21 protein-coding genes and 1 riboswitch are annotated in these 24,146 nt (G+C 73.1%); of the genes, 14 read left to right on the forward strand and 7 right to left on the reverse strand.

The window, feature by feature from the left end; all coding sequences use genetic code 11:
- Positions 1-51: 51 nt before the first annotated feature.
- Both ACOJTC_RS15240 and ACOJTC_RS15245 read left to right on the forward strand, forming a co-directional pair.
- Positions 52-654 carry a response regulator gene (locus tag ACOJTC_RS15240; protein ID WP_204923596.1) on the forward strand — a complete coding sequence of 201 codons (603 nt, stop codon included), beginning with the start codon at positions 52-54 and terminating at the stop codon, positions 652-654.
- A 148-nt stretch (positions 655-802) separates the two neighbouring features.
- Positions 803-1,471 carry a DUF2306 domain-containing protein gene (locus ACOJTC_RS15245; protein WP_420117369.1) on the forward strand — a complete coding sequence of 223 codons (669 nt, stop codon included), beginning with the start codon at positions 803-805 and terminating at the stop codon, positions 1,469-1,471.
- Positions 1,472-1,501: 30 nt separating this feature from the next.
- On the opposite strand, the gene ACOJTC_RS15250 is transcribed toward ACOJTC_RS15245, so the two are convergent.
- Entirely contained in the window at positions 1,502-2,155 is a 654-nt protein-coding gene (locus ACOJTC_RS15250) for a class I SAM-dependent methyltransferase (RefSeq protein ID WP_420117370.1), read from the reverse strand.
- Positions 2,156-2,289: 134 nt separating this feature from the next.
- Between ACOJTC_RS15250 and ACOJTC_RS15255 the strand changes: the two genes are divergently transcribed.
- The 3 genes from ACOJTC_RS15255 (at position 2,290) to ACOJTC_RS15265 (ending at position 4,932) form a co-directional block, all read left to right on the forward strand.
- The gene (locus ACOJTC_RS15255) at positions 2,290-3,435 is read left to right on the forward strand and encodes a sensor histidine kinase (protein WP_420117371.1); all 1,146 of its coding nucleotides are present in this window, start codon (positions 2,290-2,292) and stop codon (positions 3,433-3,435) included.
- On the forward strand, positions 3,432-4,082 hold the full coding sequence (locus ACOJTC_RS15260; protein WP_420117372.1) for a response regulator: 651 nt from the start codon (positions 3,432-3,434) through the stop codon (positions 4,080-4,082). The genes ACOJTC_RS15255 and ACOJTC_RS15260 overlap by 4 nt, the downstream gene beginning before the upstream one ends.
- A 154-nt stretch (positions 4,083-4,236) precedes the next feature.
- Positions 4,237-4,932, forward strand: a complete 696-nt coding sequence (locus ACOJTC_RS15265) for a DedA family protein (protein WP_420117373.1) — start codon at positions 4,237-4,239, stop codon at positions 4,930-4,932.
- On the opposite strand, the gene ACOJTC_RS15270 is transcribed toward ACOJTC_RS15265, so the two are convergent.
- Positions 4,929-5,519, reverse strand: coding sequence for a DinB family protein (locus ACOJTC_RS15270; protein WP_420117374.1), 591 nt, complete (start codon positions 5,517-5,519; stop codon positions 4,929-4,931). The genes ACOJTC_RS15265 and ACOJTC_RS15270 overlap by 4 nt on opposite strands.
- 127 nt (positions 5,520-5,646) lie before the next feature.
- On the opposite strand from ACOJTC_RS15270, the gene ACOJTC_RS15275 reads away from it, so the two are divergent.
- The 6 genes from ACOJTC_RS15275 (at position 5,647) to ACOJTC_RS15300 (ending at position 12,477) form a co-directional block, all read left to right on the forward strand.
- Positions 5,647-6,204: a hypothetical protein gene (locus ACOJTC_RS15275; protein WP_204923355.1), complete on the forward strand. Its 558-nt coding sequence runs from the start codon at positions 5,647-5,649 to the stop codon at positions 6,202-6,204.
- Positions 6,205-6,438: 234 nt separating this feature from the next.
- A complete protein-coding gene (locus tag ACOJTC_RS15280; RefSeq protein WP_420117375.1) occupies positions 6,439-7,128 on the forward strand; it encodes a response regulator transcription factor in 690 nt (229 codons plus the stop codon).
- Positions 7,125-8,915 carry a sensor histidine kinase gene (locus tag ACOJTC_RS15285; RefSeq protein ID WP_420117376.1) on the forward strand — a complete coding sequence of 597 codons (1,791 nt, stop codon included), beginning with the start codon at positions 7,125-7,127 and terminating at the stop codon, positions 8,913-8,915. The genes ACOJTC_RS15280 and ACOJTC_RS15285 overlap by 4 nt, the downstream gene beginning before the upstream one ends.
- A gap of 135 nt (positions 8,916-9,050) precedes the next feature.
- Entirely contained in the window at positions 9,051-11,399 is a 2,349-nt protein-coding gene (locus tag ACOJTC_RS15290) for a PEP/pyruvate-binding domain-containing protein (RefSeq protein ID WP_420117385.1), read from the forward strand.
- 6 nt (positions 11,400-11,405) lie between these two features.
- Positions 11,406-11,972, forward strand: coding sequence for a TetR/AcrR family transcriptional regulator (locus tag ACOJTC_RS15295; RefSeq protein ID WP_420117377.1), 567 nt, complete (start codon positions 11,406-11,408; stop codon positions 11,970-11,972).
- 118 nt (positions 11,973-12,090) lie between these two features.
- Positions 12,091-12,477, forward strand: a complete 387-nt coding sequence (locus ACOJTC_RS15300; RefSeq protein ID WP_420117378.1) for a hypothetical protein — start codon at positions 12,091-12,093, stop codon at positions 12,475-12,477.
- Positions 12,478-12,619: 142 nt separating this feature from the next.
- Here the strand turns inward: ACOJTC_RS15300 and ACOJTC_RS15305 are convergent, their stop codons facing one another.
- A complete protein-coding gene (locus tag ACOJTC_RS15305) occupies positions 12,620-13,339 on the reverse strand; it encodes a hypothetical protein (protein ID WP_377684908.1) in 720 nt (239 codons plus the stop codon).
- Between the two features lie 55 nt (positions 13,340-13,394).
- Complete coding sequence (locus ACOJTC_RS15310) at positions 13,395-14,297, reverse strand: oxidoreductase (protein ID WP_420117379.1); 903 nt, start codon at positions 14,295-14,297, stop codon at positions 13,395-13,397.
- A 127-nt stretch (positions 14,298-14,424) separates the two neighbouring features.
- Between ACOJTC_RS15310 and ACOJTC_RS15315 the strand changes: the two genes are divergently transcribed.
- The 3 genes from ACOJTC_RS15315 to ACOJTC_RS15325 all read left to right on the forward strand — a co-directional run bounded on the left by ACOJTC_RS15315 (position 14,425) and on the right by ACOJTC_RS15325 (position 19,081).
- Positions 14,425-15,312, forward strand: coding sequence for a helix-turn-helix transcriptional regulator (locus tag ACOJTC_RS15315; protein ID WP_420117380.1), 888 nt, complete (start codon positions 14,425-14,427; stop codon positions 15,310-15,312).
- A 28-nt stretch (positions 15,313-15,340) separates the two neighbouring features.
- Positions 15,341-15,554: riboswitch (cobalamin riboswitch) on the forward strand.
- 120 nt (positions 15,555-15,674) lie between these two features.
- Positions 15,675-18,050, forward strand: a complete 2,376-nt coding sequence (locus tag ACOJTC_RS15320; RefSeq protein ID WP_420117381.1) for a ribonucleoside-diphosphate reductase subunit alpha — start codon at positions 15,675-15,677, stop codon at positions 18,048-18,050.
- 53 nt (positions 18,051-18,103) lie between these two features.
- Positions 18,104-19,081, forward strand: a complete 978-nt coding sequence (locus tag ACOJTC_RS15325; protein ID WP_420117386.1) for a ribonucleotide-diphosphate reductase subunit beta — start codon at positions 18,104-18,106, stop codon at positions 19,079-19,081.
- A gap of 72 nt (positions 19,082-19,153) precedes the next feature.
- On the opposite strand, the gene ACOJTC_RS15330 is transcribed toward ACOJTC_RS15325, so the two are convergent.
- From ACOJTC_RS15330 to ACOJTC_RS15340, 3 genes are all read right to left on the reverse strand, one after another.
- Positions 19,154-20,344, reverse strand: coding sequence for a PIG-L family deacetylase (locus ACOJTC_RS15330; protein ID WP_420117382.1), 1,191 nt, complete (start codon positions 20,342-20,344; stop codon positions 19,154-19,156).
- Positions 20,345-20,582: 238 nt separating this feature from the next.
- A complete protein-coding gene (locus ACOJTC_RS15335) occupies positions 20,583-22,214 on the reverse strand; it encodes an ABC-F family ATP-binding cassette domain-containing protein (RefSeq protein ID WP_420117383.1) in 1,632 nt (543 codons plus the stop codon).
- 273 nt (positions 22,215-22,487) lie between these two features.
- Positions 22,488-24,029, reverse strand: a complete 1,542-nt coding sequence (locus ACOJTC_RS15340; RefSeq protein WP_420117384.1) for a glycoside hydrolase family 43 protein — start codon at positions 24,027-24,029, stop codon at positions 22,488-22,490.
- Between the last annotated feature and the right edge of the window lie 117 nt (positions 24,030-24,146).

The following is a 24,146-nucleotide window of genomic DNA, read 5'->3' on the forward strand; positions in this document are numbered from 1 at the left end:
GTACGGGTGCTCGTGGCCGACGACCAGGAGATCGTCCGGACCGGGCTGGCGATGATCCTCGCCGCGCAGCCCGACGTCGAGGTGGTCGGCGAGGCGGCCACCGGGCAGCGGGCGGTCGAGCTGGCCCGGCGGCTGCGCCCCGACGTGTGCCTGTTCGACATCCGGATGCCCGGCGTGGACGGGATCGAGGCGACCCGGCTGCTGGCCGGTCCGGGGGTCGCGGACCCGATGGCGGTGGTGGTCATCACGACGTTCGACCTGGACGAGTACGTCTACGCCGCGCTGCGCGCCGGGGCGCGGGGCTTCCTGCTCAAGGACTGCGGCCCGGCCCTGCTCACCCAGGCCGTCCACGCGGCGGCCGCCGGGGACGCGCTGATCGCGCCGCAGGTCACCACCCGGCTGCTCCGGGCGTTCGCCGACGCCGGCCCGGCCACCCCGCCCCGCCAGCCGGTCGACCGGCTCACCGACCGGGAGGAGCAGGTGCTGGGGGCGGTGGCCCGGGGACGCACCAACACCGAGATCTCCGCCGAGCTGCACATCACGCTGAGCACGGTCAAGACGCACGTCGCCAGCCTGATGGCGAAGCTGGGGGCCCGTAACCGGGTCGAGGTCGCGATGTGGGCGTACGAGACCGACCGGCTGCGCGGCGGCTGAGCCGACATCCGGCGACGGCGTGGCCCCGGCGGGGACGGTCGAGGGTGGACGCCGCCAAAAGTACGGCCGACGACCCCGACCATCGGCCGGTCCGACTGCGGCCCGTGGACCGATGAACCGCCCGGGTCCCGGTCGCCATGCTCGGGTCATGACGACGCGACGACGGGACTGGCCCCTCCTCACCGGGCTCATCGCGCTCAGCGCGCTGCCCACCCTCGGCAGCGCGCTGCGGGTGGCCGCCCTCGCCGGTGGGGCTGAGGTGACCCCCGCCAACGAACGCTTCTTCGCCGCGCCGGTGCCGGTGCTGCTGCACATCGCCGCCGCCGTCACGTTCAGCCTGCTGGGGGCGTTCCAGTTCGCGCCGGGGTTCCGGCGGCGTCACCGGGCCTGGCACCGCCGGGCGGGCCGGGTACTGGTCGGCTGTGGGCTGGTGGTGGCCGCGTCCGGATGGTGGATGAACGCCACCTATCCGCTGCCACCGGGCGACGGCCCGCTGCTCATGGTGCTGCGATACCTGTTCGCCGCCGGCATGTTCGTCGCCGTCGCCGCCGGGTTCGTGGCCGTCCGACGGCGACGGCTGTCCCAGCACCGGGCCTGGATGATGCGGGGCTACGCGATCGCCCAGGGCGCGGGCACCCAGGGCGTGCTGCTGTCGACCTGGGCGCTGGCGGTGGGACCGACGACCGAGCTGTCCCGGGCGTTGCTCATGGGGGCGGCCTGGACGCTCAACCTGCTCGTCGCCGAGTGGCTGATCCGCAGGCGGCGGCCCGGCCCGGTCGCGGCGACCCGCCCGGCGACGCTCGCCGCCACCGGCTGAGCTGCCGGCGGGCGGGGTGAAGGTGCCGGGTCAGGCCGCCCCGGGTCGGCGCAGGTGCCAGACGCGTGCCGGGGGCAGGTTGAGCCAGACGGTGCGCTGCCCGGTGGCATAGGCGCGCTGGTAGGAGCGCATGACGCTGTCGACGGCGGCGTGCCGGCGGGCCTCGGCGGAGCCGGCGAAGGCCCGCCGCGCCGGGCGGGTGCCCCGATAGGCGAAGTACGTCAGTGCGCCGCCCGGCCGCAGCAGCCCGACGAACCGCGCCATGATTCCCGCCACCTGCACGGGATCGAAATTGGTCATCGGCAGGCCGGAAACGATGACGTCGTACGCCCGGGAGGTTCGGTACTCCTCGATTTCCGTACGGTGGATCTCGACGGCAACCGTGGCGGTGCGGGTGGTGTCACGCAACCGGGCGACGAATGTCGGACTGACTTCGACGATGTCGAGACGACTGGTCGGGGGCAGCACGTCGAGGATGGTCCGGGTGACCGCTCCGGTGCCGGCACCGACCTCGAGAACTGTCAGCGGGCCGCCGGACCGGACACGTATCGGGTGAACCAGTTCCCTGGCCAGAGCTCTGCTGCTGGGTGCCACGGCGCCGACGGCCCGGGGATGGCGAAAGGCCTCGGCACAGAAGGAAAAGGGGCTCCGGGTTCCGGTGGCCGCTGCATTGTCGCGGTTCATGGATGACGACGTTATGAGCGTGCCACCCTGCCGTGATCCGTCGAATTCCGCTCGACTCCCCCTACTTTCGTGGGGGGTGGAACGTGGCCGGAAGTCGGGAGTCCCGGCCTGTCCGGCTCCCTAGGATCATGGGCGTGGTCGCATTTCCGGCAGGAGCACGGATCGGACGTTTCGTCCTGGTGGCGTGGTTCACGGCCCTGATGGTGAACAACGCGGTCCTCACCACCACGGGACGGGAACGGGTCGCCGCGTGCGTGCTCCTCCCGGTCTGCGCCGTCGCCCTCCTGGTGCGCCGGCTGCCCTGGTTCGTCGCCCCGGCCCTGCTGTTCACGACGGCGGCGCTGCTGGGCGTGACGACCCCGCTCCTGCTGGTCTGCGTGACGGTCTACGACCTGGCCGTGGACCGCCGCGCCCGGGTGGCGGTCGCCGGTTTCGCCGGTGTGCTGACCGTCAACGCCGCCGTCGAGCTGGTCGCCACCTCGCGCTGGCTGGCGTACGACTACGTCCCGGCGGTGATCCTCGCCCTGTTGGCGCTGGTCATCGGGCTGTGGCGGGGCAGCCGGCGGCGTACCCTGCAACTGCTCGCCGACCAGGTCGAGCACCTGCGGATCGAGGCGACGCTACGGGAGGAGGCCGCCCGCAGCCAGGAGCGTTCCCGGATCGCCGCGGAGATGCACGACGTGCTGGCCCACCGGCTGAGCCTGATCGCCCTGCACACGGGGGTGCTCGTGGCCCGGGGCGACGAGCTTCCCGAGCGGGTAACCGACCGGTTGCGGCTCCTGCGGGCCACCTCCACCGCCGCGATGGCCGACCTCCGCGACGTGCTCGGGGCGCTGCAGGTGCCGGCCACCGCCGGGGTGACGGCACCCGTACCGGGCCGGGTACGGCACCTCGTCGACGAGGCGCGGTCGGTGGGACAGTCCGTCGACCTGGTGATCGAGGGCAGCGCGGACGAGGTGCCCACCACGCACCGGCTCGGCGTGTACCGGGTGGTGCAGGAGGCGCTGACCAACGTGCGGAAGCACGCGGCGGGCGCGGCCACCACGGTGCGCATCGACTACCGGCCGCCGGTCACCACGGTCGAGGTCACCAGCACCGGTGGCACGGCGGCCCCGGACCGGGTCCGCTCCGGCTACGGGCTCGTCGGTCTCCGCGAACGGATCACCGCCCTCGGCGGCCGGTTGCAGTCCGGGCCCACCGGCGTCGGCGCCTGGCGGGTCCACGCCACCGTCCCGCACCCGGTCGTGCCGCACACCCCGTCGGACGGGGGGACGGCGTGATCCGCGTCATGATCGTCGACGACGACGCCCTGGTCCGGCTCGGCCTGTCGGACCTGCTGGAGGGCGACCCGGAGATCACCGTGGTGGCCCAGGCCGCCGACGGCGTCGAGGCCGTCGAGAAGGCGGCGGCCGGGCAGGTCGACATCGCGCTGATGGACGTCCGGATGCCCCGCCTGGACGGCATAGCCGCGGTCGGCGAACTGCGCAGACTGCCGCGCCCGCCCCGGATCATCACGCTGACCACGTTCGACCTCGACGACTACGTGTACCGGGCGCTCGCCGCAGGCGCGGACGGATTCCTGCTCAAGGACACCGATCCGGCCGAGATCCTGCGCGCCGTGCACCTGGTGGCGGCCGGCTCGGCCATGCTGCATCCCGCTGCCGCCCGCCGCCTGATCGACCGCTACCACGCCACGACCACGCCGCAGTCCGCCGCCGCGCAGTCGCGCATCAAGCGGCTCACCCCGCGGGAACGCGACGTCCTCGTCCTGCTCGCCAGGGGTGACACCAACGCCGACATCGCCGAACGCCTCGCCATGCGGGAGAGCACGGTCAAGGCGCACGTCAGCCGCATCCTGGCCGCCCTCGACGTCACCAACCGGGTGCAGGCCGCGCTGCTGGCCCGCGACGCCGGTCTGGGCAGGTGAGAATCGGCCGACCCCCTACTTTCGTCGGGGATCACCGACGCAGAACGGCAGGTTCCCCCGGCGACGCCGATGGCTAGCGTCGAACCATGACCGCAACCGCCACCCGGGACGACGCCGCGACAGCGGCCCCGCACACCGTCCGGACCGGCCCGCGATGACGGACACGCTTGCCGACGTGCTCGGCGGGGTACCCGCACCGGCCGCCTACGCGCTCCTGGCCGCCGCCCTGTTGATCGAGTCGAATCTCCTGTTCGGGGTCTTCGTCCCCACCCTCACGGTGATGGTCACCGCCGGCGCGCTGGCCGGGGCCGGGCACCTCGACCTGCCGGTGGTCGTCGCCGTCGCCGCCGGCTCCGTGGTGACGGCCGACCTGATCGGCTACGGCGTTGGCCGCCGGTTGGGGGGTCGGCTCCGCACCAGCCGGATCGGCCGGACGATCTCCCCGGCCGCCTGGACCCGCTCGGAGTCGGTCATGCACCGGCACGGTGGCCGGGCGGTCGCGGTGGCGCGGTTCGTCCCCCTGCTGCGGACCCTGGTGCCGCACCTGGCCGGAGCGACCGGGGTGCCGTACCGGCGGATCGCCCCGTACAGCGTCGGCGCCGCCGTCACCTGGGCCTGCGTGGAGGCCGGCGGCGGCTACCTGGCCGCCCACTCGATCCACCGGATGTCCACACCGGTCACGGTGACCGCCCTGGCCGTCGTCGGCCTCGGCGCGCTGGTCGTGGCCGCCCGTCGGCGGCGAGGCGTCGGCGACCCGGCCGTGGCCCCCCGCAGGCGGCGGGACGTTCACCCGCCCGACCAGGGCACCCGGGCGTCGGTCCCCCCGGCGGGGTCGCCGCCGCAGGTCTAGGCGAACCGGTCGGCGAGCGCGGTCAGCTTGGCGACGTACGCCGGCCACTCCTGGTCGTCGATGACCTGCGGGTTCTCCCGCCGCCAGCCGACAGTCGCGTCGTGTTGCTCGCGCAGGATGTCGGCGTGGCCGGCGTGCCGGGCGAGATCGCAGGTCACGTGGATGATGATCTGGTGCAGGGTCACGTCCTGGTGCCCCGGCCGCCACCACGGCACCCGCCCCGGCGCGTCGAGCGGCAACTCGGCGATCGTCTGGTCGGCGAACTCGGCCACCCGGCGGTACAGGTCGATCAGGCCGTCCTTCGTCTCGTCCGCCCGCGCGTACCAGTCCGCCTGCGGGTCCTCGTCGTACGCCGCCAGGGGGAGCAGTTCGTCGGGCGACGGGAACTGCCGGCCGAAGGTGGGGCCGAAGTAGCCGGCCTCCACGTTCAGGCAGTGCTTGAGCAGACCCAGCAGGTTGTTGCCGGTGGCGGTGCGGGGCAGCCGGGCCTCGCGTTCGTCGAGCCCTTCCAGCTTCCACACCAGGTCGTCGCGGGTGGCCTGGAGGTAGTGCCGCAGTGCCGCCTTCGGATCGTCCCGTTCCGTCATGCCCGGCAGTCTCCCCCACCGGTACGACATCCGTGGGCTTGGCCCGTCGCGGCAAACAGCTTCCTGACAGTCGACGGTGATGCTGGGCCCCGGCGGGATCGCCGCAGAGCTGACCGGAGGCGTGAGGATGAGGAAGCAACTGATGGCTGCGCTGTGCAGCGGCGTACTGCTGGTCGGCGGGTGCTCGACCGCCGAGGAGGCCCCACCCGCCGCCGGCAGCACCGGCGGGGCGGAGGTGGCCACCCTCCAGACCGGCGCGCCCACCCCCGCCGCGTCGGCGACGACGCCGAAGGACGAGCGGCCACGGGAACGCCTCGACGACACCCCGGAGGACCAGAAGGAACGCCTCAAGCCGTACATGAAGTGCCTGACCGAGCACGGCGTCGACGTCACGAAGCGGCGCAGCGACGGCACCGGCGCGGACGCGACCAGCAAGGCGGGCAAGGCGTGTGAGCACCTGATGCCGCTACCGCCGTGGGAGTTCGACCCGGCTAACCCGGAGGCCAAGGACTTCGCCCGGGACGTCGTGAAGTGCCTCAAGGACAAGGGCGTCCGGTACGTCGAGGTGGGCGCCGACGGCACGGGCTGGGCCTTCGGCGGCAAGAACAACGACGCCGAGTCGATCTCCAAGGGGTTGAAGTACTCCCCGGCGTGTGAACGCGAGGTCGCCGCGAAGCGCAAGTAGCCGCGCCGGCCGGCGGCGCCGCCCACCCCGGGCGACGCCGCCGACGGTCGTCCCGCAGGGCGATCGTGACACCGGTTTGTCAGGAACCGGTCAGGACCGTACATGACCTTTTTCTCACGAACGTCGGATCTCCCCGTCACCCGCCCGCCGAGCTGCGCACCGACCGGGAGGTGCCCGGTGTCACCGCCTTCCGCCCGATCCGCGACCCCTCTGACCTGCTCTATATTCCCCAGCATGTGCGCACACGTGATGCTCGCGGAGGACGATCCGCGGCAGGCCGAGGCGTTGCGCCGCTACCTCACCGCGGCGGGCCACCGGGCGACGGTCGTGGCCGACGGCGAGACGGCGCTGCGTCAGGCCCGGGAGCAGACGTTCGACCTTCTCCTGCTCGACGTGATGCTGCCGAAACTGGACGGCATGCAGGTCTGCCGGATACTGCGGCAGGAGTCGGACGTGCCGGTGCTGATGCTGACCGCGCGGTCCGCCGAGGACGACCTGCTGCGCGGGCTGGACCTGGGCGCCGACGACTACATGACCAAGCCGTACAGCCCGCGTGAGCTGGTGGCCCGGGTGCGCACCCTGCTGCGGCGGGTACGTACGACGCCCCAGGAGTCACCGGTGCACCGGCTCGGACGGCTCACCGTCGACGAGTCCCGACGCCTGGTCACCGCCGGGGACACCACCGTCGACTGCACCGCCGGCGAGTTCGCCATCCTCGCCGCGATGATCCGGCAGCCCGGCCGGGTGTTCAGCCGGGTGCAACTGCTCGAACACACCCGGGGCGTCGACCGGGAGTCGACCGGACGCACCATCGACGTCCACGTGATGAACCTGCGCCGCAAGATCGAGGCGAACCCGCGGCGGCCACAGCAGCTGCTGACCGTCTACGGCGTCGGCTACAAGCTCAGCGCCGGCGCGTCGTGACCCGGCAGCCGCGGGTCCCCCTGCACCGCAGCCTGGTGGTGCGGCTGCTGGCCACCTCGCTGCTGGTCGCGGTCTGCGCGATCCTGGCGACGACCTGGCTGGCCGTGCAGTCGACCACCCGGGCGATCCAACAGGAGCAGGGGCGTTCGCTCGCCGACGACAAGAGCATCTACGACACGCTGCTGGACCACGCGGCGACCCACCGGGACTGGACCGGGGTCGACGTGGTCCTCGCCGAGCGGGCCGACCGGCTCGAACGGCGGATCACCCTGATGACGCCGGACCGGCAGGTGATCGCCGACTCCGCGCCGGACGGCCCGTCGTTGCAGACCGCCCGGCCGTCGGCGACCGTCGACCCGTTGCAGGTCGACCTGGGGCTGACCGGCGGGACCGAACGGGTCGATCCGCGCGCGGTCGGGCCGTACCGGCTGACCAAGCGGGAGAGCAACAACATCCGGGAGCTGGCCGAGCGGCAGCTCGGCTGCGTACGCGCCGAGTCCAGGGCGGACGCGCGGGTCGTGGTGGATCCGGCCGGCCGCGCCTCGGTACAGGTGAGCGACCCGAAGGACCGGGGCATCGTCGGGTTCTGCCTGCCCGACGAGCTGACCCGCCCGATGCCGAGCGAGGCCGCCGGGATCGCCCAGTTGGAGACCCTGACCAAGACCTGCCTCAGGGAGCTGGGGGCACCGACCCGGGTCGACATCCGCGCCGACCGGACCGCGGCACCGAGCCGCGACACCCGCTTCGACCAGCAGGTCGCCGGCTGCCTGCAGCAGGCCCGGACGACCCAGCTCCGGGCGTACGTGGCGCCACCGGCGTTGCTGTTCGTCACCGACGAGGCGCAGGGCGGCTCCGAGCCGGTGTTCAACCTGTCCCGGGCGAACGTGGTCCGCATCGCCCAGGTGACCGGGGCGGTGCTGGTGGCCACCGTGCTGATCACCGTGCTGGTCGGGCGGCGGCTGGTCCGGCCGTTGCGGGCGCTCACCGAAGCGACCCGGCAGCCGATGGACGAACCGGCCCGGGTGCCGGTGACCACCCGTGACGAGATCGGCATGCTCGCCACCGCGCTCAACGATCTCGCCGCCCGGCGCGAGCAGACCGAGGCGCTGCGCCGGAGCATGGTCAGCGACGTGGCGCACGAGTTGCGGACGCCGTTGACCAACATGCGCAGTTGGTTGGAGGCCGCGCAGGACGATCTGGCGCAGCTCGACACGCAGCTGCTCACCCTGCTGCTCGACGAGGCGCTGCTGCTGCAGCACATCATCGACGACCTGCGTGACCTGGCCGCCGCCGACGCCGGTGACCTGCGAATCCACCGCGAACCGTACTTCGTGGCCGATCTGCTGGAGCAGGTCGTCGAGGCGCACCGGGGCGCGGCCGAGGCGGCCGGGGTCCGGCTGGGCACCTCGGTGGGCGCCGACCTGGAGATGGCCGTTGACGGCGCCCGGCTGCGCCAGATCGTCGGCAACATCGTCGCCAACGCGGTGCGGCACACCCCGGCGGGCGGGTCGGTCGTCGTGCGCCTGGAGGTACGCGACGACCAGCTCGCCATCGCCGTGTCCGACACCGGCACCGGCATCGCCCCCGCCGACCAGGCGAAGATCTTCGACCGGTTCTGGCGGGCCGACGACTCCCGCACCCGCAGCACCGGCGGCAGCGGGCTCGGGCTGTCGATCGCCCGTAAGCTCGCCGAGGCGCACGGCGGCACGATCGGCGTCGAGAGCGTCCCCGGTCAGGGCAGCACCTTCACCGTCCGGCTGCCGATCGTCGTCCCGGCGCGGGGCTGAACCCCGCCGCCGGTCCGTCCCTTCCGGCTGCCGCCGTCGTCCTGGTGCTGCCGACTTTTTACATTGCAGTTGCACTGCAACTCGCGTACCTTCCTTGCAATGCAGTCGTATTGCGAAAGCGGGACGCGGGTGTCGGTGATCCCCTTGGCGGAGGCACATGCCGGGTTGGTTGCGCTGGTCGGCGGCAAGGCGGCCGGGCTCGGCGAGCTGATCCGCGCGGGCGAGCGGGTGCCCGAGGGTTTCTGTGTGACCACCGAGGCGCACCGGACCGGGGTGGTCCCGCACGACGAGGTCCGGGTGGCGTACGCGCGCCTGGGCGGCGGGCCGGTGGCGGTGCGGTCGAGCGCGACCGACGAGGATCTGCCGGACGCCAGCTTCGCGGGTCAGCACGACACGGTGCTGGACGTCGAGGGCGAGGCAGACCTGCTGGCGGCGATCGGCACGTGCTGGGAATCGCTGCACGGCAGCCGGGCGGCGGCCTACCGCCAGGCGCGCGGGACCGACCCCGCCGACGTGCACATGGCGGTGGTGGTGCAGCGGTTGGTCGCCCCGGTCCGGGCCGGCGTGCTCTACACGGCCAACCCGGTCACCGGCAACCGCACCGAGATGCTCGTCGAGGTCGGGCCGGGCACGACGGTCGTCGACGGCCGCACCGAGGTGACGCGCGTCGTGCTGGCCGATCCGGCCGGCAGCGCCGACCCCGGGTGGCAGGGCGAACTGTGGGCCGCTGGCCGGCGGGTGCAGGCACACTTCGGCACGCCGCAGGACGTCGAGTGGGCGACCGACCACGACGGGACCCTGTGGTTGCTCCAGTCGCGGCCGGTCAGCACGCTGTTCCCGGCGCCGCCGCAGACCGACGACCTGCGGGTGTACGTCGAGTTCGGCAACGTGCAGGGGATGCTGCGACCGGTCACCCCGATGGGCATGGCCACGCTCCGCGCGGTGATCGCCACCATGGTCGCCTCGCTCGGGATGCGGGTGGAGATAATCGACATCGGCGGGCGGCTCTACGGCGACCTGACCGGCCTGGTCCGCCGGCCCGCCAGCCGCCGACGGCTAGTCCGGTTGATGGCCGTCGACTTCGGGCCACGCGCCCAGGCGGTGATGGAGCACGTCCTGCGGGACCCCCGGTTCGCACCGTCCGGCGGCAGGTCCCCCCGACCGGCGGACGCGTCGCTGTCAACGGCACTGCGAGCCCTGCGGGGCATCCTGCGGGCGCTGGCGCGACCGGACGCGGCACGGCATCGGCTGGTCGCGGCCGTCGACCGGCTACGGGACGAGGCGGCGGCGCCCACGCACCTGCGGACGGCCCACGAGCGGCTGCTGTTCGTCCGCGACCACGGCGACGGCGGTGCCGCCGACGACATCACCTGGCCGATCGTCGCGGGGATACTCGCCTCGGCACTGCCCGCCCACCTGCTCAAGGGCGTCGCCACCGAGGACGAGATACACGCCGTGCTGCGCGGAGTCCCGCACAACGTGACCATCGAGATGGACCTCGCGCTGTGGGCACTGGCCCGGGACGCCCGCGAGCACCGCGAGCTGCTCCTCGACACGCCACCGGCCGAACTGGCGACCCGGTACCTGCGGGGCGCGCTGCCCGAGATCGGCCTGTCCGGGTTCCTGTCCCGCTACGGCCACCGGGCGGCCGCCGAGGCCGACGTCGGTGTGCCGCGCTGGGCCGAGGACCCCACCCCGGTCTTCGCTGCCATCGCCAACTACCTGCGGCTGACCGACCCCACGCAGGCACCCGACCGGCGGTTCGCCGGGGCCGCCGCAGCCGCCGGGGCCGCGCTCGACGAGCTGGCCGCCCGGGTCCACCGACGTCGCCCGGTCCGGGGCCGCATCGCGGTCTTCCTGCTACGGCGGGCACGACGGCTGGCGGGACTGCGGGAGGCCGGGAAGTTCGCCGGGCTGTACCGGCTCCAGACCGTACGCGAGCAGTTGCTGCTCATCGGGGCGACGCTGTTCCCGGCGGCGGACGACGTCATGTTCCTCACCCTCGACGAGGTCGGGACGGCCCTCGACGGCGCCGACCTGACCGGGCTGGTCGCGCGACGCCGGGCGACCCACCGGCGCGAGCTGCGCCGCCGGGTGGTGCCGGTGGCGCTGCTGTCCGACGGGACCGACGTGGAGAGCACCATGCCGGCCCCCGCCGGCGGGGCGGGACTGCTGCGGGGAGTGGGAGCGGCGACGGGTAGGGTGACCGGCCCGGCCCGGGTGGTCACCGACCCGGCCACCGCGCACCTCGAACCCGGGGAGATCCTAGTGACCGCCACCACCGACCCGGGCTGGACGCCACTGTTCCTGACCGCCGGGGCGCTGGTCACCGAGACCGGCGCGATCATGGCGCACGGTCCCACGGTGGCCCGTGAGTACGGCATCCCGGCCGTGATCAGCGTGCCGGGCGCCACCTCACGGATCGTGACCGGTCAGGTGATCACCGTGGACGGCGCGGCCGGCACCGTGACGACGGCACGGTAGGCCCCGATGCCCAGGAAGGTCGATCCCCGTCAACGCCGCACGCTGATCGCGGACGCGCTCATGCGGGTCGCCGCCGACCGGGGTCTGGAGGCGGTGAGCCTGCGGCACGTGGCCGCCGAGGCGGGGGTGTCCGCCGGCATGGTGCAGCACTACTTCACCACCAAGGACGAGATGATGGCCTTCGCGCTGTCCGTCGTCCGTGACCGGGGTCGGGCTCGGGTCGAGGCGGCGGTCGCGGCGCTCGGGCCGGACCCGCAGCCCCGGCTGCTGCTGCGCACCCTGCTTGCGGCGTTGCTGCCGTTGGACGAGGCAGCGCGCGACGACGGACGGGTGGCGTTGGCGTTCCTGTCCTGGACCGCCCTGCACCCGGCGGCGGCCCCCGGCCTGCGGCCGGACACCGCGCAACTGGTGGAGTTCATCGCCGGGCTGCTGCCGCGTCCACCGGCGTCGGACGCCGCGGCGGGGCTGCTGGCGCTGGTGGAGGGGCTGGGGGTGTACCTGCTCGGCGGGCAGTACACCCCGGCGCAGGCGACCGCCGCCCTCGACCACCAGTTGGACCTGCTCTTCGCCTGACCGGAGGCCGCCTCGCCGGGTCGGCGGTGCCCCGGCGCGGACCGTTCGCCGTGCGGACGCGACCGACCCGTGGAATCCTCTGTGGACAGTGATTGTCGCCTATCGGCAGGAGCATTCCATGCGATCTCGGCTACTTTCCATCGCCTCAGCGCTGACGCTCGCGGTGAGCGGCTCGGTGCTGGCCCTGATGCCCGCCAGCCCGGCCAGCGCGCACTGCGACGGTCACGGGCAGCACCCGGACCTCTACAGCGGGGGCGGGATCTCCTGGGGCGACGGGACCTACATCCACGCCTACCCGCACCGGGACTGCCAGTCTAGGGGCCAGGGCTACCCCAGCCAGAACATCGACGTCCACTGCGCCACGCTGACAGGCGACCTGTGGTTCTTCGTCCGCAACACCTCCACCGGGATCAACGGGTGGGCCCGCCGGGACGCGCTGCGCTTCTCGCAGACCGTCACCATCGCCGACTGCTCCAACGGGCTCGCCCCGCACCGCGTCGCCTGACCGGGGCTGCCGGCCCGGCCCGGCACGGCGTGCCCCTCGACGTTTCGAGCGGTGCGCAGGTGTGACGGGACCCGGCAGCCCGGGGTGGACGGCAACCGCGTCCACCTCGGGCGGGCCGGCCCCGCAGGTCGACCCGACGGCGTCAGGTCAACAGCGCCGGGCGCAGCTCACCACCCACGTTGATCGTGCCGACGACCCGGTCGCCGGTGAGGTCGAAGACGTCGACCGCCCGGTTGGTACGCATGAGTTCCCGCACCGACGGCGGCAGCGACGGGGGCTCCTTCATCGCCGCCCGGACGTCGCGGGTGGTGGAGATCAGCCGACCGACCAGCGATGCCCCGTCGTGGTCCACCCGCACCCGGCCGTACTCCCAGCCGCAGGTGGTCAGGTCGAGCACCTCGAACAGGCGGGCGAGCAGCGGATGGGGGTCGGTCGCCCGGACGAACTGCGCCGCCCGGGTGCCGACGACCGTGGTGGCGGCGGCGACGTGCACGTAGGGGTGCAGGCCGCCCGGCAGCGCGAACAGCGGCCAGTGCAGCCGTCCACCGGCCTCACGCCACAACGGTCGGTAGTTGCGCCGGTCCACCGGGAACCGGTGCCCGGTACGCCGGTACAGCTCCGTCGTCTGGGCCAGCAGGTCCGCGTGGGCCGCGTCGGCGAACTCACCGACGATGCCGGCCGCCACCGCCAGGCCGTCGCCGTCGTCGAGCAGCCCGACCATCGCCGCCACCTGCTCGGCAGGTCGGACGGCCAGGTGGGCGCCGAAGCGCTGCCGTACCTCGGCCGACAGCGCCGCCTGCCGGACCGGATCCTCCTGGACCTGCCGGCCCCCGCCGCCCAGCACCCGCCCGAGCCATCCCATGTCGCCTCGTCTCCGCCGCCCTCACCGACCGCAGCCATGCTAGTGCGGCCCGCCGTCAGAGACAGCGCACGCCGGTCAGTTCCTCGGCGGCCGTCCACAGCCGCCGGCCGACGGCGGGATCGGTGGCCTCCCGGCTGGCCCGCACCTCGGTGACCGGCCCCCGGGTCTGGAAGAACCGGGCCGGGCCGAAGAACTGGCCGCCCTGGACCTGCGGGTCGGTGGCGGCGCGCAGTTGGGGCAGCGCACCCTGCTCGACCGGCTGGGTGGCCAGCAGGCCGAGCCGGGCGATCATCCGGCCGCGCCGACCCTGGTGGGACCAGGCCCGGGGAGTCAGGTTGGTGCGGGTGACACCGGGATGGGCCAGCACGCTGAGCACCGGCGATCCGGTGGCACGCAGCCGGCGGTCCAGTTCGATGCCGAAGACGGTGGTGGCGAGCTTGGACCTGCCGTACGCGGTGGAGCCCCGGTAGACGCGCTCGCCCATCAGGTCGGCGAAGTCCAGGTGTGCGTTGCGGTGGGTGATCGAGCTGAGGCTGACCACCCGGGCCGCCCGCGCCGCGGCCAGGTTGCCCAGCAGCAGACCGGTCAGCGCGAAATGGCCCAGCAGGTTGGTGGCGAGGTGCAGCTCGTGGCCGTCCACGCTGGTGCGGCGCGGGCCGAGCAGCACCGCGCCGGCGTTGTTGACCAGCAGGTCGAGCACCGGAGGGTGGGCGGCCTGGGCCGCCGCGAACTCCCGTACCGAGGCCAGGGAGGCGAGGTCCAGCTCGCGTACCTCGACGTCGCCGCCCATGCTGTGGGCGGCCCGCCGGCCGGCGGCGGTGTCGCGCACGGCGAGCACGACCCGGGCGCCCCGCCGGGCCAGGGCGGTGGCGGTGACCAGGCCGAGGCCGGAGTTCGCGCCGGTCACGACGGCGGTGCGGCCGTGCTGGTCGGGGATGTGGTCGGCGGTCCAGGTCATCTGCTGCTCCCTGACGGTCGGATCGGACCACCGACGCTAGGGCCCGACCGGGCGGGGCCGGTCGCACCCGGTTGCCTAGGTCCCGCAGACCTACCCACGCCGGTCCGGGCCGCGCCACACTGGCGACATGACCCGTCCGTACGCCCGTGAACTCGGTGACTTCCTGCGTGCCCGGCGCGCCCGGTTGCACCCCCGTGACGTCGGCCTGGAGCCGGGCGGGCGACGCCGGGTCACCGGGCTGCGCCGCGAGGAGCGGGCGCTGCTGGCCGGGTTGAGCACCGACTACTACCAGCGGATGGAGCAGGGCCGGGAGGTGCGCCCGTCCGACGACGTGCTGGACGGGCTCGCCGCCGCGCTCGGCCTCGACGACGCGGAACGCCGGCACCTGTTCACCCTGGCCCGCGCCGCCCGCCGGCCGACGCCCGCCCGGGTCGACCACGGTCCGGAGCGGGTGCCGGAGAGCACCAGGCGGCTGCTGCGGGTGCTGGACACCCCGGCGGTGGTGCTCGGCCGGCACCTGGACCTGCTCGCCTGGAACGCGTGGGCGGTGGCGCTGCTCGGCGATCCGGCGGACCACCCGCCGGACCGGCTCAACATGCTGCTGCTGATGTTCGACGAGGCGGCGACCCCGGTGCGGCGCTGCGCGTCCTGGGAGCAGCAGGCCATGGACTACATCGGCATGATGCGCGCCGCCGTGGCCACGGACCCCACCCACCCCCGGGCCACCGCCGTCGTCGGTGAGCTGAGCATCCGCAGCGCCGAGTTCCGGCGGCTGTGGGCCCGGCACGACGTACGCGGGTCGGTCAGCGGCACCAAGACCTTCCAGGTCCCCGAGGTCGGTGACATCGTCCTGGACTGGGACACCTACCCGCTGCCCGGAAACCCCGGCCCGGTCATGCTGGTCTTCACCGCCGAGCCCGGCAGCGCCGACGCCGACGCGCTGCGGCTGCTGGCGTCACTGCGGGCCACCGGGCGGTCGGATGAGAGTTATCCGACACGCCGACGCGACATCTAGTGTTGCCTCTCCCCCATCTACGCCATATATGGTGTGCCACGCAGCTGGTTCGGCCGGGCCCGGTGGTCCGGTCGAGGCAACAGGGAACCCGGTGGAAATCCGGGACTGCCCCGCAGCGGTAAGTGGGAACGACCGCCGTCATCGAGCACTGGACCGCGAGGTCCGGGAAGCGACGGCCAGTAGGCGACCGACCCCGGTCACGCCCACGAGTCCGAAGACCTGCCAGTGCGCCGTGCGCTGCTGCGCGCGGCGGTCGGAGGTCGCGCGGGACGACCGACGCCAGCACCCGGGCCGGCCGCCGTGCCGCGCCCGTCGGCGTCCTCCCGCGTCCCGATGGCCATCGGTGACAGCGAGGAGAGGTCATGACGAGCACAGCGCAGAGCCCACCGTCCGACGTCGACGGCGCGGAGCCACGCCGGCCCGCGATGCGGGTCCGCAAGCGCGACGGCGACACCGAGCCGGTGGACGTCAACCGGATCGTCACGGCCGTCGCCCGGTGGACCACCGACCTGGACGAGGTCGACCCGCTGCGGGTGGCCACCAGGACGATCAGCGGCCTCTACGACGGGGCGACCACGGCCGAGCTGGACAAGCTGTCGATCCAGACGGCGGCGGAGCTGATCGGCACGGAACCGCAGTACTCCCGCCTGGCGTCCCGGCTGCTGGCCGCCTACGTGGACGAGGAGGTCCGTGGGCAGGCGGTGACCTCGTTCAGCGAGTCCATCCGGAACGCCCACGGCCTCGGCCTGATCGCCGACGACACCGCCGCGTTCGTGGCCCGGCACGCACGCCAACTCGACGACGCCGTCGACCCGGCCGGTGACCTGCGGTTCGAGTACTTCGGGCTGCGTACGGTGGCCGACCGCTACCTGCTGCGGCACCCGCAGTCGCGGCTGGTGGTGGAGACCCCGCAGTACTGGCTGCTGCGGGTGGCCTGCGGGCTGTCCACCACGCCCGACGAGGCGGTCGGGTTCTACCGGCTGATGTCGTCGCTGGCCTATCTGCCGAGTTCCCCGACGTTGTTCAACTCGGGCACCCGGCACACCCAGATGTCGTCGTGTTTCCTGGTCGACTCGCCGCGCGACGAACTGGACTCCATCTACGAGCGCTACCACCAGGTGGCGAAGCTGTCGAAGTTCTCCGGCGGCATCGGCATCTCCTGGTCTCGGGTGCGCGGCCGGGGGGCGCTGATCCGGGGCACCAACGGCCGGTCGAACGGGATCGTGCCGTTCCTGAAGACCCTCGACGCCGGGGTGGCGGCGGTCAACCAGGGCGGCCGGCGCAAGGGGGCGGCCTGCGTCTACCTGGAACCCTGGCACCCGGACGTCGAGGAGTTCCTGGAGCTGCGGGACAACACCGGTGAGGAGGCCCGGCGCACCCACAACCTCAACCTGGCCAACTGGATCCCCGACGAGTTCATGCGCCGGGTCGAGGCCGACGGCGACTGGTCGCTGATCGACCCGTCGGACGCCCCGGAGCTGCCCGACCTGTACGGCGAGGAGTTCGACGCCGCGTACCGGGTCGCCGAGAAGAAGGCGGTCCGCACGGTGAAGGCCCGGGACCTGTACGGGCGGATGATGCGCACCCTGGCGCAGACCGGCAACGGGTGGATGACGTTCAAGGACCCGGCGAACCGGCTGTCCAACCAGACCGGTGTGCCGGGCAACACGATCCACCTGTCCAACCTGTGCACCGAGATCCTGGAGGTCAACAGCGACACCGAGACGGCGGTGTGCAACCTCGGCTCGGTCAACCTCGGCGCGCACCTCACCGACGACGGCGTCGACTGGGACAGGCTGCGCGAAACGGTCCGGACGGCGGTGGTGTTCCTGGACCGGGTGATCGACATCAACTACTACCCGGCCGAGCAGGCGGCGGCGTCGAACCCGCGCTGGCGGCCGGTCGGGCTGGGGCTGATGGGGCTGCAGGACGCATTGTTCGCGCTGCGGCTGCCGTTCGACTCGCCCGGGGCCCGGGAGTTGTCCACCCGGGTCCAGGAGGAGATCTTCCTGACCGCCCTGGAGACCTCGACCGGCCTGGCCGAACGGTTCGGCGCGCACCCGGCGTACCCGCAGACCCGGGCGGCCCGGGGTGACCTGCACCCGGACCTGTGGGGGGTCGAGCCCACCCAGACCGCGCGGTGGGCGGCGCTGCGCACCCGGATCGCCGCGCACGGCCTGCGCAACTCGCTGCTGGTGGCGATCGCCCCGACCGCCACGATCGCGTCGATCGCCGGCTGTTACGAGTGCATCGAGCCGCAGGTGTCCAACCTGTTCAAACGCGAGACCATGTCCGGGGAGTTCCTGCAGATCAACACCTATCTGGTCCGCGAGCTGAAGGCGCGCGGCCTGTGGACGGCGGAGATCCGCGACCAGATCAAGCGGGCCGAGGGTTCGGTGCAGGGCATCGTCGACCTGCCCGCCGAGGTGCGGGAGTTGTTCCGGACCGCGTGGGAGCTGCCGCAGCGGGCGCTGATCGACCTGGCCGCCGCGCGGGCGCCGTACGTCGACCAGTCGCAGTCGCTGAACCTGTTCCTCAGCGCGCCGACCATCGGCAAGCTGTCCTCGATGTACCTGTACGCCTGGAAGTCCGGGCTGAAGACCACCTACTACCTGCGGTCGCGTCCGGCGACCCGGATCCAGCAGGCCACCGTCACCGTCGCCCCAGTCGTGGCGGCCGACGCCGAGGCGCTGGCCGGTTACCTGGAGAACCCCGAGAGCTGCGAGGCGTGCCAGTGACCACCGTCGACGAACCCCGCACCGCCGGGCGGCAGCTGCTGCTCGACCCCGGCATGGACCTCACCCTGCGGCCGATGCGCTACCCGCACTTCTTCGACCGGTTCAAGGACGCCATCCGCAACACCTGGACGGTGGAGGAGGTCGACCTGCACGCCGACCTGGCCGACCTGGAGCGGCTGTCGCCGGCCGAGCGGCACCTGGTGTCCCGGCTGGTGGCGTTCTTCGCCACCGGTGACACGATCGTCGCCAACAACCTGGTGCTCAACCTCTATCAGCACGTCAACTCTCCCGAAGGCCGGCTCTACCTGTCCCGGCAGCTCTTCGAGGAAGCCGTGCACGTGCAGTTCTACCTGAACCTGCTCGACACGTACGTCCCCGACGAGCAGGAACGGTTCGCCGCATTCGCCGCCATCGAGAACATCCCGTCGATCCGGCGCAAGGCCGAGTTCTGCTTCCGTTGGATCGACTCGGTCTTCGAGCTGCGGGAGCTGCGTACCCGCGCGGACCGGCGGGCGTTCCTGCTGAACCTGATCTGCTTCGCCGCCTGCATCGAGGGGCTGTTCTTCTACGGCGCGTTCGCCTACGTCTACTTCCTGCGGTCCCGGGGCCTGCTCAACGGGTTGGCGTCGGGCACCAACTGGGTGTTCCGCGACGAGTCGATGCACATGGCGTTCGCCTTCGACGTGGTGGAGACCGCCCGGCGGGAGGAGCCGGACCTGTTCGACGCCGACCTGGAACGTCAGGTGACCGAGATGCTCGCCGAGGCCGTCGAGTGCGAGGTGCAGTTCGCCGAGGACCTGCTCGACCAGGGCGTGTCGGGGCTGTCGCTTGCGGACATGCGGGCCTACCTGGAACACGTCGCCGACCGGCGGCTCGCCCAGCTCGGCATCGCGCCGCGCTACGGCGCGCAGAACCCGTTCGCGTTCATGGATCTACAGGACGTGCAGGAGCTGTCGAACTTCTTCGAGCGTCGGGTGTCGGCCTACCAGGTGGGGGTCAGCGGCAGCGTCACCTTCGACGACGACTTCTGACCGGCGCGGCCGGGGGGCCGGGGCCCGGTCCGGTGGTCACACACCCCCACCGGACCGGGCCTGGCCGTCCGCTCAGGGGCCGGCGTTGCCGAACACCTCGATTTCGGCGAGGCCGACGTTGACGGTGCTGCCGCCGACCCCGGTGACGGTGAGCTTGACGCTGGTCACCGTCTTCGCCGCCGGGAGGATGACCTCCGTCGGGCCGCCGCCGTTGTCCAGGGCGCCGACGGCCGTGGAGGTGCCGTCGCTGAACAGCAGGGTGCCGCCGGTGATCTGGTCGTTGGGGTTGGGTCGGTCGTAGAGGACCACCCGGCGGACGGTGCGCGGGCCCGGCCAGCTCAGGGTGAGCTGGGTGCCGACGCCGCCGTAGACGGTCGCCCACTCCCGGGTCTGGTCGTCGGGCCAGCCGGCGATCACCCCGTCGACGGCCTTGGCCGCCGTCTGCCCGCTGCCGGTGTCCTGGCTGGTCGCGGTGACGGTGGCCGTCCGGGCCAGGTTGGGGCCGAGGACCTTGTACTGCCGCTGGAGGAAGGCCGGGTAGTCGTAGCCGGCGCAGGTGGGCAGGCTGGTGCAGGCCCCGTCGTCGTACTGGCCGTAGGCGAAGAAGGCGGCGGACTTGCCGGCGACGTCGGTCGACCCCAGGTTCGCCGGATAGTTCTTGATCTTGTAGTCGTGGTAGCCGGTGAACGTGGGCGAACCGACGTACGCCTGCTCGGCGGCCTGGGCGAAGTAGGCCGCGCCGTGGTGGTCGCTGTGGTCACCGTCGCCGAACCCACCCGCGTGGTCCTGGGTGTTGACGGCGGTCGGCTGGTAGGCGGCCATCAGCCCGGCCAGGGTGGTGATCAGGCCGGCCCGGCTGTAGCTGGACGCGCCGGTGCCCAGCGACGTGATCGTGGAGATGCCGTTGAGCCAGAGCTTCTGCAGGCTCTGCGAGCCGGTGTTCGGGTGCCCCGTGCCGCCGGGATAGCCGTCCGGCAGCCGGAGGAAGACCAGCGACACGGTGGGCCGGGCGGTCAGCGTGAAGACCGGGATCGGATGCCCGCTGATCCCGGCGTCCGCCTGGGTCCAACTGTCGGCCACCCCGGCCATCTGGGCGTACGCCGCCCGCGCCCCGGTCTCCCGACCGGTCCAGTAGGTGCTGTCCCGGCCGGCGTCGCCCGCCGTGACGAACACCGTGCGGACGCAGCGGTTGGCCTGCACGTCGTGCAGCAGGTCCGGACTGAGGAAGAGCAGGTCGTCGTCCTGGTGGGCGACCACGTTCATGATCGCTCCCGCCGGACAGCCCGGCCCGGCCTGGGCTGCCGGCGGGCCGGCCAGGGTCGCCGCCGCACAGGCGGCCACCATCCCGACGGCAAGCGACCACCGGGCCGGACGACGGCGAAATGATCGCAGCATGAAGTGACGCACAGTTACCTCCCCGTAGCAGTAGCGTGCGTCCCCTTTCTACCATGCATGAGCGTCTATCTCTGCCCCGTCGCGGTGGGCATCACGGCGGGCCGGATCACTGCGGGGCCCTGGTCTCGGTGAGCCGCCCGTCGGCCAGCCGGAGCCACCGGTCCACGGCGATCCCGGCCAGGAACCGGTCGTCGTGACTGACCACCACGAACGCCCCCCGGTACGCCAGCAGCGCGCTCTCCAACTGGGCCACGCTGACCAGGTCCAGGTTGTTGGTGGGCTCGTCGAGCAGCAGCAGGTGCGGTGCCGGTTCGGCGAAGAGCAGGCAGGCCAGGGTGGCGCGCAGCAGCTCACCGCCGGAGAGCACCCCCGCCGGCAGGTGGACGCGGGCACCCCGGAACAGGAACCGGGCCAGCAGGTTCAGCCGCTCCGCCCCGGTCCGCGCCGGGGCGAACCCGGCGAGGTTCTCCGCGACCGTCCGGGTCGGATCGAGCAGGTCGAGGCGTTGCGACAGGTACGCCACCCGCCCCGACGCCCGCGCGACGGTGCCCGCCTCCGGCTCCTGCCGGCCGCCGACCAGCCGCAGCAGCGTCGACTTGCCCGCACCGTTGGGCCCCGTCAGGGCGATCCGTTCGGGACCCCGGATGATCAGGTCGACCCCGTCACCGGCGAAGACCGGCCGGTCCGCGTAGCCGGCCCGCATCCCGTGGCCGGCGAAGACGGTGCGACCGGCGGGCACCGTGGTGTCGGGCAGGTCCAGGACGAGCTGGTCGTCGCGGCGGGCCGCCTCGCCGGCCTGGTCCAGCCGGGCCTGGGCATCGGCGACCCGGGCGGTGTGCACGTCGTCGGCCCGGCCCGCCGACACCTGCGCGTCCCGCTTGAGGTTGCCGGCGACGATCCGGGGCAGCCCCGCGTCGGACAGGTTCCGGGCGGCGGTCGAGGCCCGGCGGGCCGCCCGCTCGCGGGCCTGCTGGAGTTCCCGCCTCTGCCGCTTCACGTCCTGCTCGGCCTGACGCACCTGCCGCTCGGCGACCTCCCGCTCGGCCCGTACCACCTGCTCGTAGTGGGTGAAGTTGCCGCCGTAGAAGCGGATCCCGCCGTGGTCGAGGGCGGCGATGCGGTCCATCTCGTCCAGCAGCGCACGGTCGTGGCTGACCACGAGCAGCGTGCCCGGCCAGGACCGCAGCACGGCGAGCAGTCGTTCCCGCGCCGGCCGGTCGAGGTTGTTGGTGGGCTCGTCGAGCAGCAGCACGTCGGGCCGTTTGAGCAGTTCGGCGGCGAGGCCGAGGGAGACCACCTCGCCGCCGCTGAGGGTGCCGAGCCGGCGGTCCAGCGTCACCCCGGTCAGGCCGAGCCGGTCGAGGGCGACCCGGGTGCGGTCCTCGACGTCCCAGTCGTCGCCGACGGTGGCGAAGTGCTCCTCGGCGGCGTCACCGGCCTCGATGGCGTGCAGCGCGGCGACGACACGGTCGACCCCGAGCACCTCGGCGACGGTGTGCCGCGTCGCGAACGGCAGGTGCTGCGGCAGGTAGCCCAGCACCCCCTCGACGGTGACGCTGCCCGCGGTGGGACGCAGCTCGCCGACGATGAGCCGCAGCAGGGTGGACTTGCCGGCGCCGTTCGCCGCGACCAGACCGGTGCGGCCGCCGGGAACGGAGAACGACAGGTCCTCGACGACCGGGGTGTCATCCGGCCAGGAGAAGGACAGGTGGGAGCAGACGACGTGACTGTCGGACATGGTGAACCTCGGAGACAGATGATCCGGGCGCGCGGGCGCTGCCCGGGGTGAACAGGGCAGGACGACAGGGGCGACGCGACGGGGCGGTCATCCGCCGTCGGTCACCGCAGCCGGGTGTTCACCCGGAGATGTCGTCGTCACCTGCCACGATCTGCTCCCTGCCCTGGTCGAACTGTTGGCTGCCCGGTCGAACCGTGCCCTGCCTGGTCGACCGGACCAGGATAACCCGGTCCGCCCGGCACCGGCGGCCCGGCGCACGCCCGGCGTGGGCGGCTAGCACGGCTCGTAGTCGAACCAGTCGAAGGCGACGTCGCCCCGGGCGGCGTACATGCCGATGACCCGGCCGGTGAAACCGCCGGCGACCTCGGTGGACAGGTACCTGCCGTCGAGTTCGGCCAGCACGTCGAAGGTCCCGTCCGGGTGCTCGACGCCGAGCCGGAGCAGGTCGGGTTCCTTGGCGGGGTGCCAGTCGCCGGGAGCCGGGGCGAGCACCTCGATCCGCAGGTGGACCGGGCCGGCCCCGACCGGCCGGGTGGCCGGCGTCGAGCGCACCGACCCGATCCGGGCGACGACCCGTACCTCGCCGCCGCCCACCTCGATGTCGTAGTGGTGGCGCTCGTCGAGGCGCACCACCAGACCACCGTGCCCGTCACCCGGGTCGACCACGGTCCGGACCCGGCACGACGGGTGCTGCTGGCGGCGGCCGACGACGGTGACGTCCGGGGCGTCCGGGGACGCGCCCCGGGCCCGCAGCGTGAGCCAGCCGGGCCGTTCGGCAAGCGACCAGACCTCCGCCGGCCGGGACCGCACCGAGACCCAGCGCGGGTGCAGCCGGTCGGCGTCGAAGTCGTCGCGGACGGGCGGTGCCGGCACGGGGTGCGCGGCCCAGGGTGGGGCGGGCATCACCGGCGCGAGGTCCCCGACCACCGGCCAACCGTCGACCCAGGTCACCGGAGCCAGGAAGGTCTCCCGCCCGAGCACGTGCCAGCCGGGGGTGCCGCCGCCGGGGCGGACCCCGAGCAGCACCAGCCACCACGACCCGTCGGGCCCCTGCACCAGGTCGGCGTGGCCGGTGTTCTGGATCGGCCGGTGCGTGCCCCGGTGGGTGAGGATCGGGTTGGCCGGACCCGGCTCGTACGGGCCGTCGGGCCTCGTCGCGCGGGCGATCGAGACGGCGTGCCCGCGTTCGGTGCCGCCCTCGGCGATCAGCAGGTACCAGTGGTCGCCGATCCGGTACAGGTGTGGCGCCTCCGGGGCCTGCGCGCCCGGGGCCCCGGACCACAGCCGCCGGACCGGGCCGACGGTGCGTCCGGTCTCCGGGTCGAGGCGCACCTGCGCGATCCCCGCGTACGTGCACCAGCAGGTGCCGTCGGCGTCCCAGGCGAGGTCGGGGTCGATGCCGTCCACCCCGGGCACCCGGACCGGATCCGACCAGGGGCCGGCCGGGTCGGTGGCGGTGCAGATCAGGGTGCCGCCGCCGTCCGCGCAGTTGGTGACGATCAGCCAGAACCGGCCGTCGTGGTGGCGCAGCGTCGGCGCGTACACCCCGGCCGACGACGGCATGTCGACCGGCAGGGTGAGCTGACCGGGCCGGTCGAGCACGTTGCCGATCTGCTCCCAGTGCACCAGGTCCCGGCTGTGGAACAGCGGCACCCCGGGGAAGTACTCGAAGCTGGAACAGGCCAGGTAGTAGTCGTCGCCGACCCGGCAGACGCTCGGGTCGGGATGGAAGCCGGCCAGCACCGGGTTGGCGAAGGTGCCGTCGGGCCAGCCGGCCGCACCCCCGGTCACCGCGTCTGCCCCGACCGGATTCATCCACCAACCCCCTGGGATCGTGACCGGGATGGATACCCGCCCACGATCCCATGTGGCGGCACCGCCTGCTGACCCACCGGAGCCCGGCACCCGCCGCCGGGTGCCGGGTGCCGGGCC

The organism is Micromonospora sp., assembly GCF_048594385.1.
Taxonomy (GTDB): Bacteria; Actinomycetota; Actinomycetes; order Mycobacteriales; family Micromonosporaceae; genus Micromonospora; species Micromonospora wenchangensis.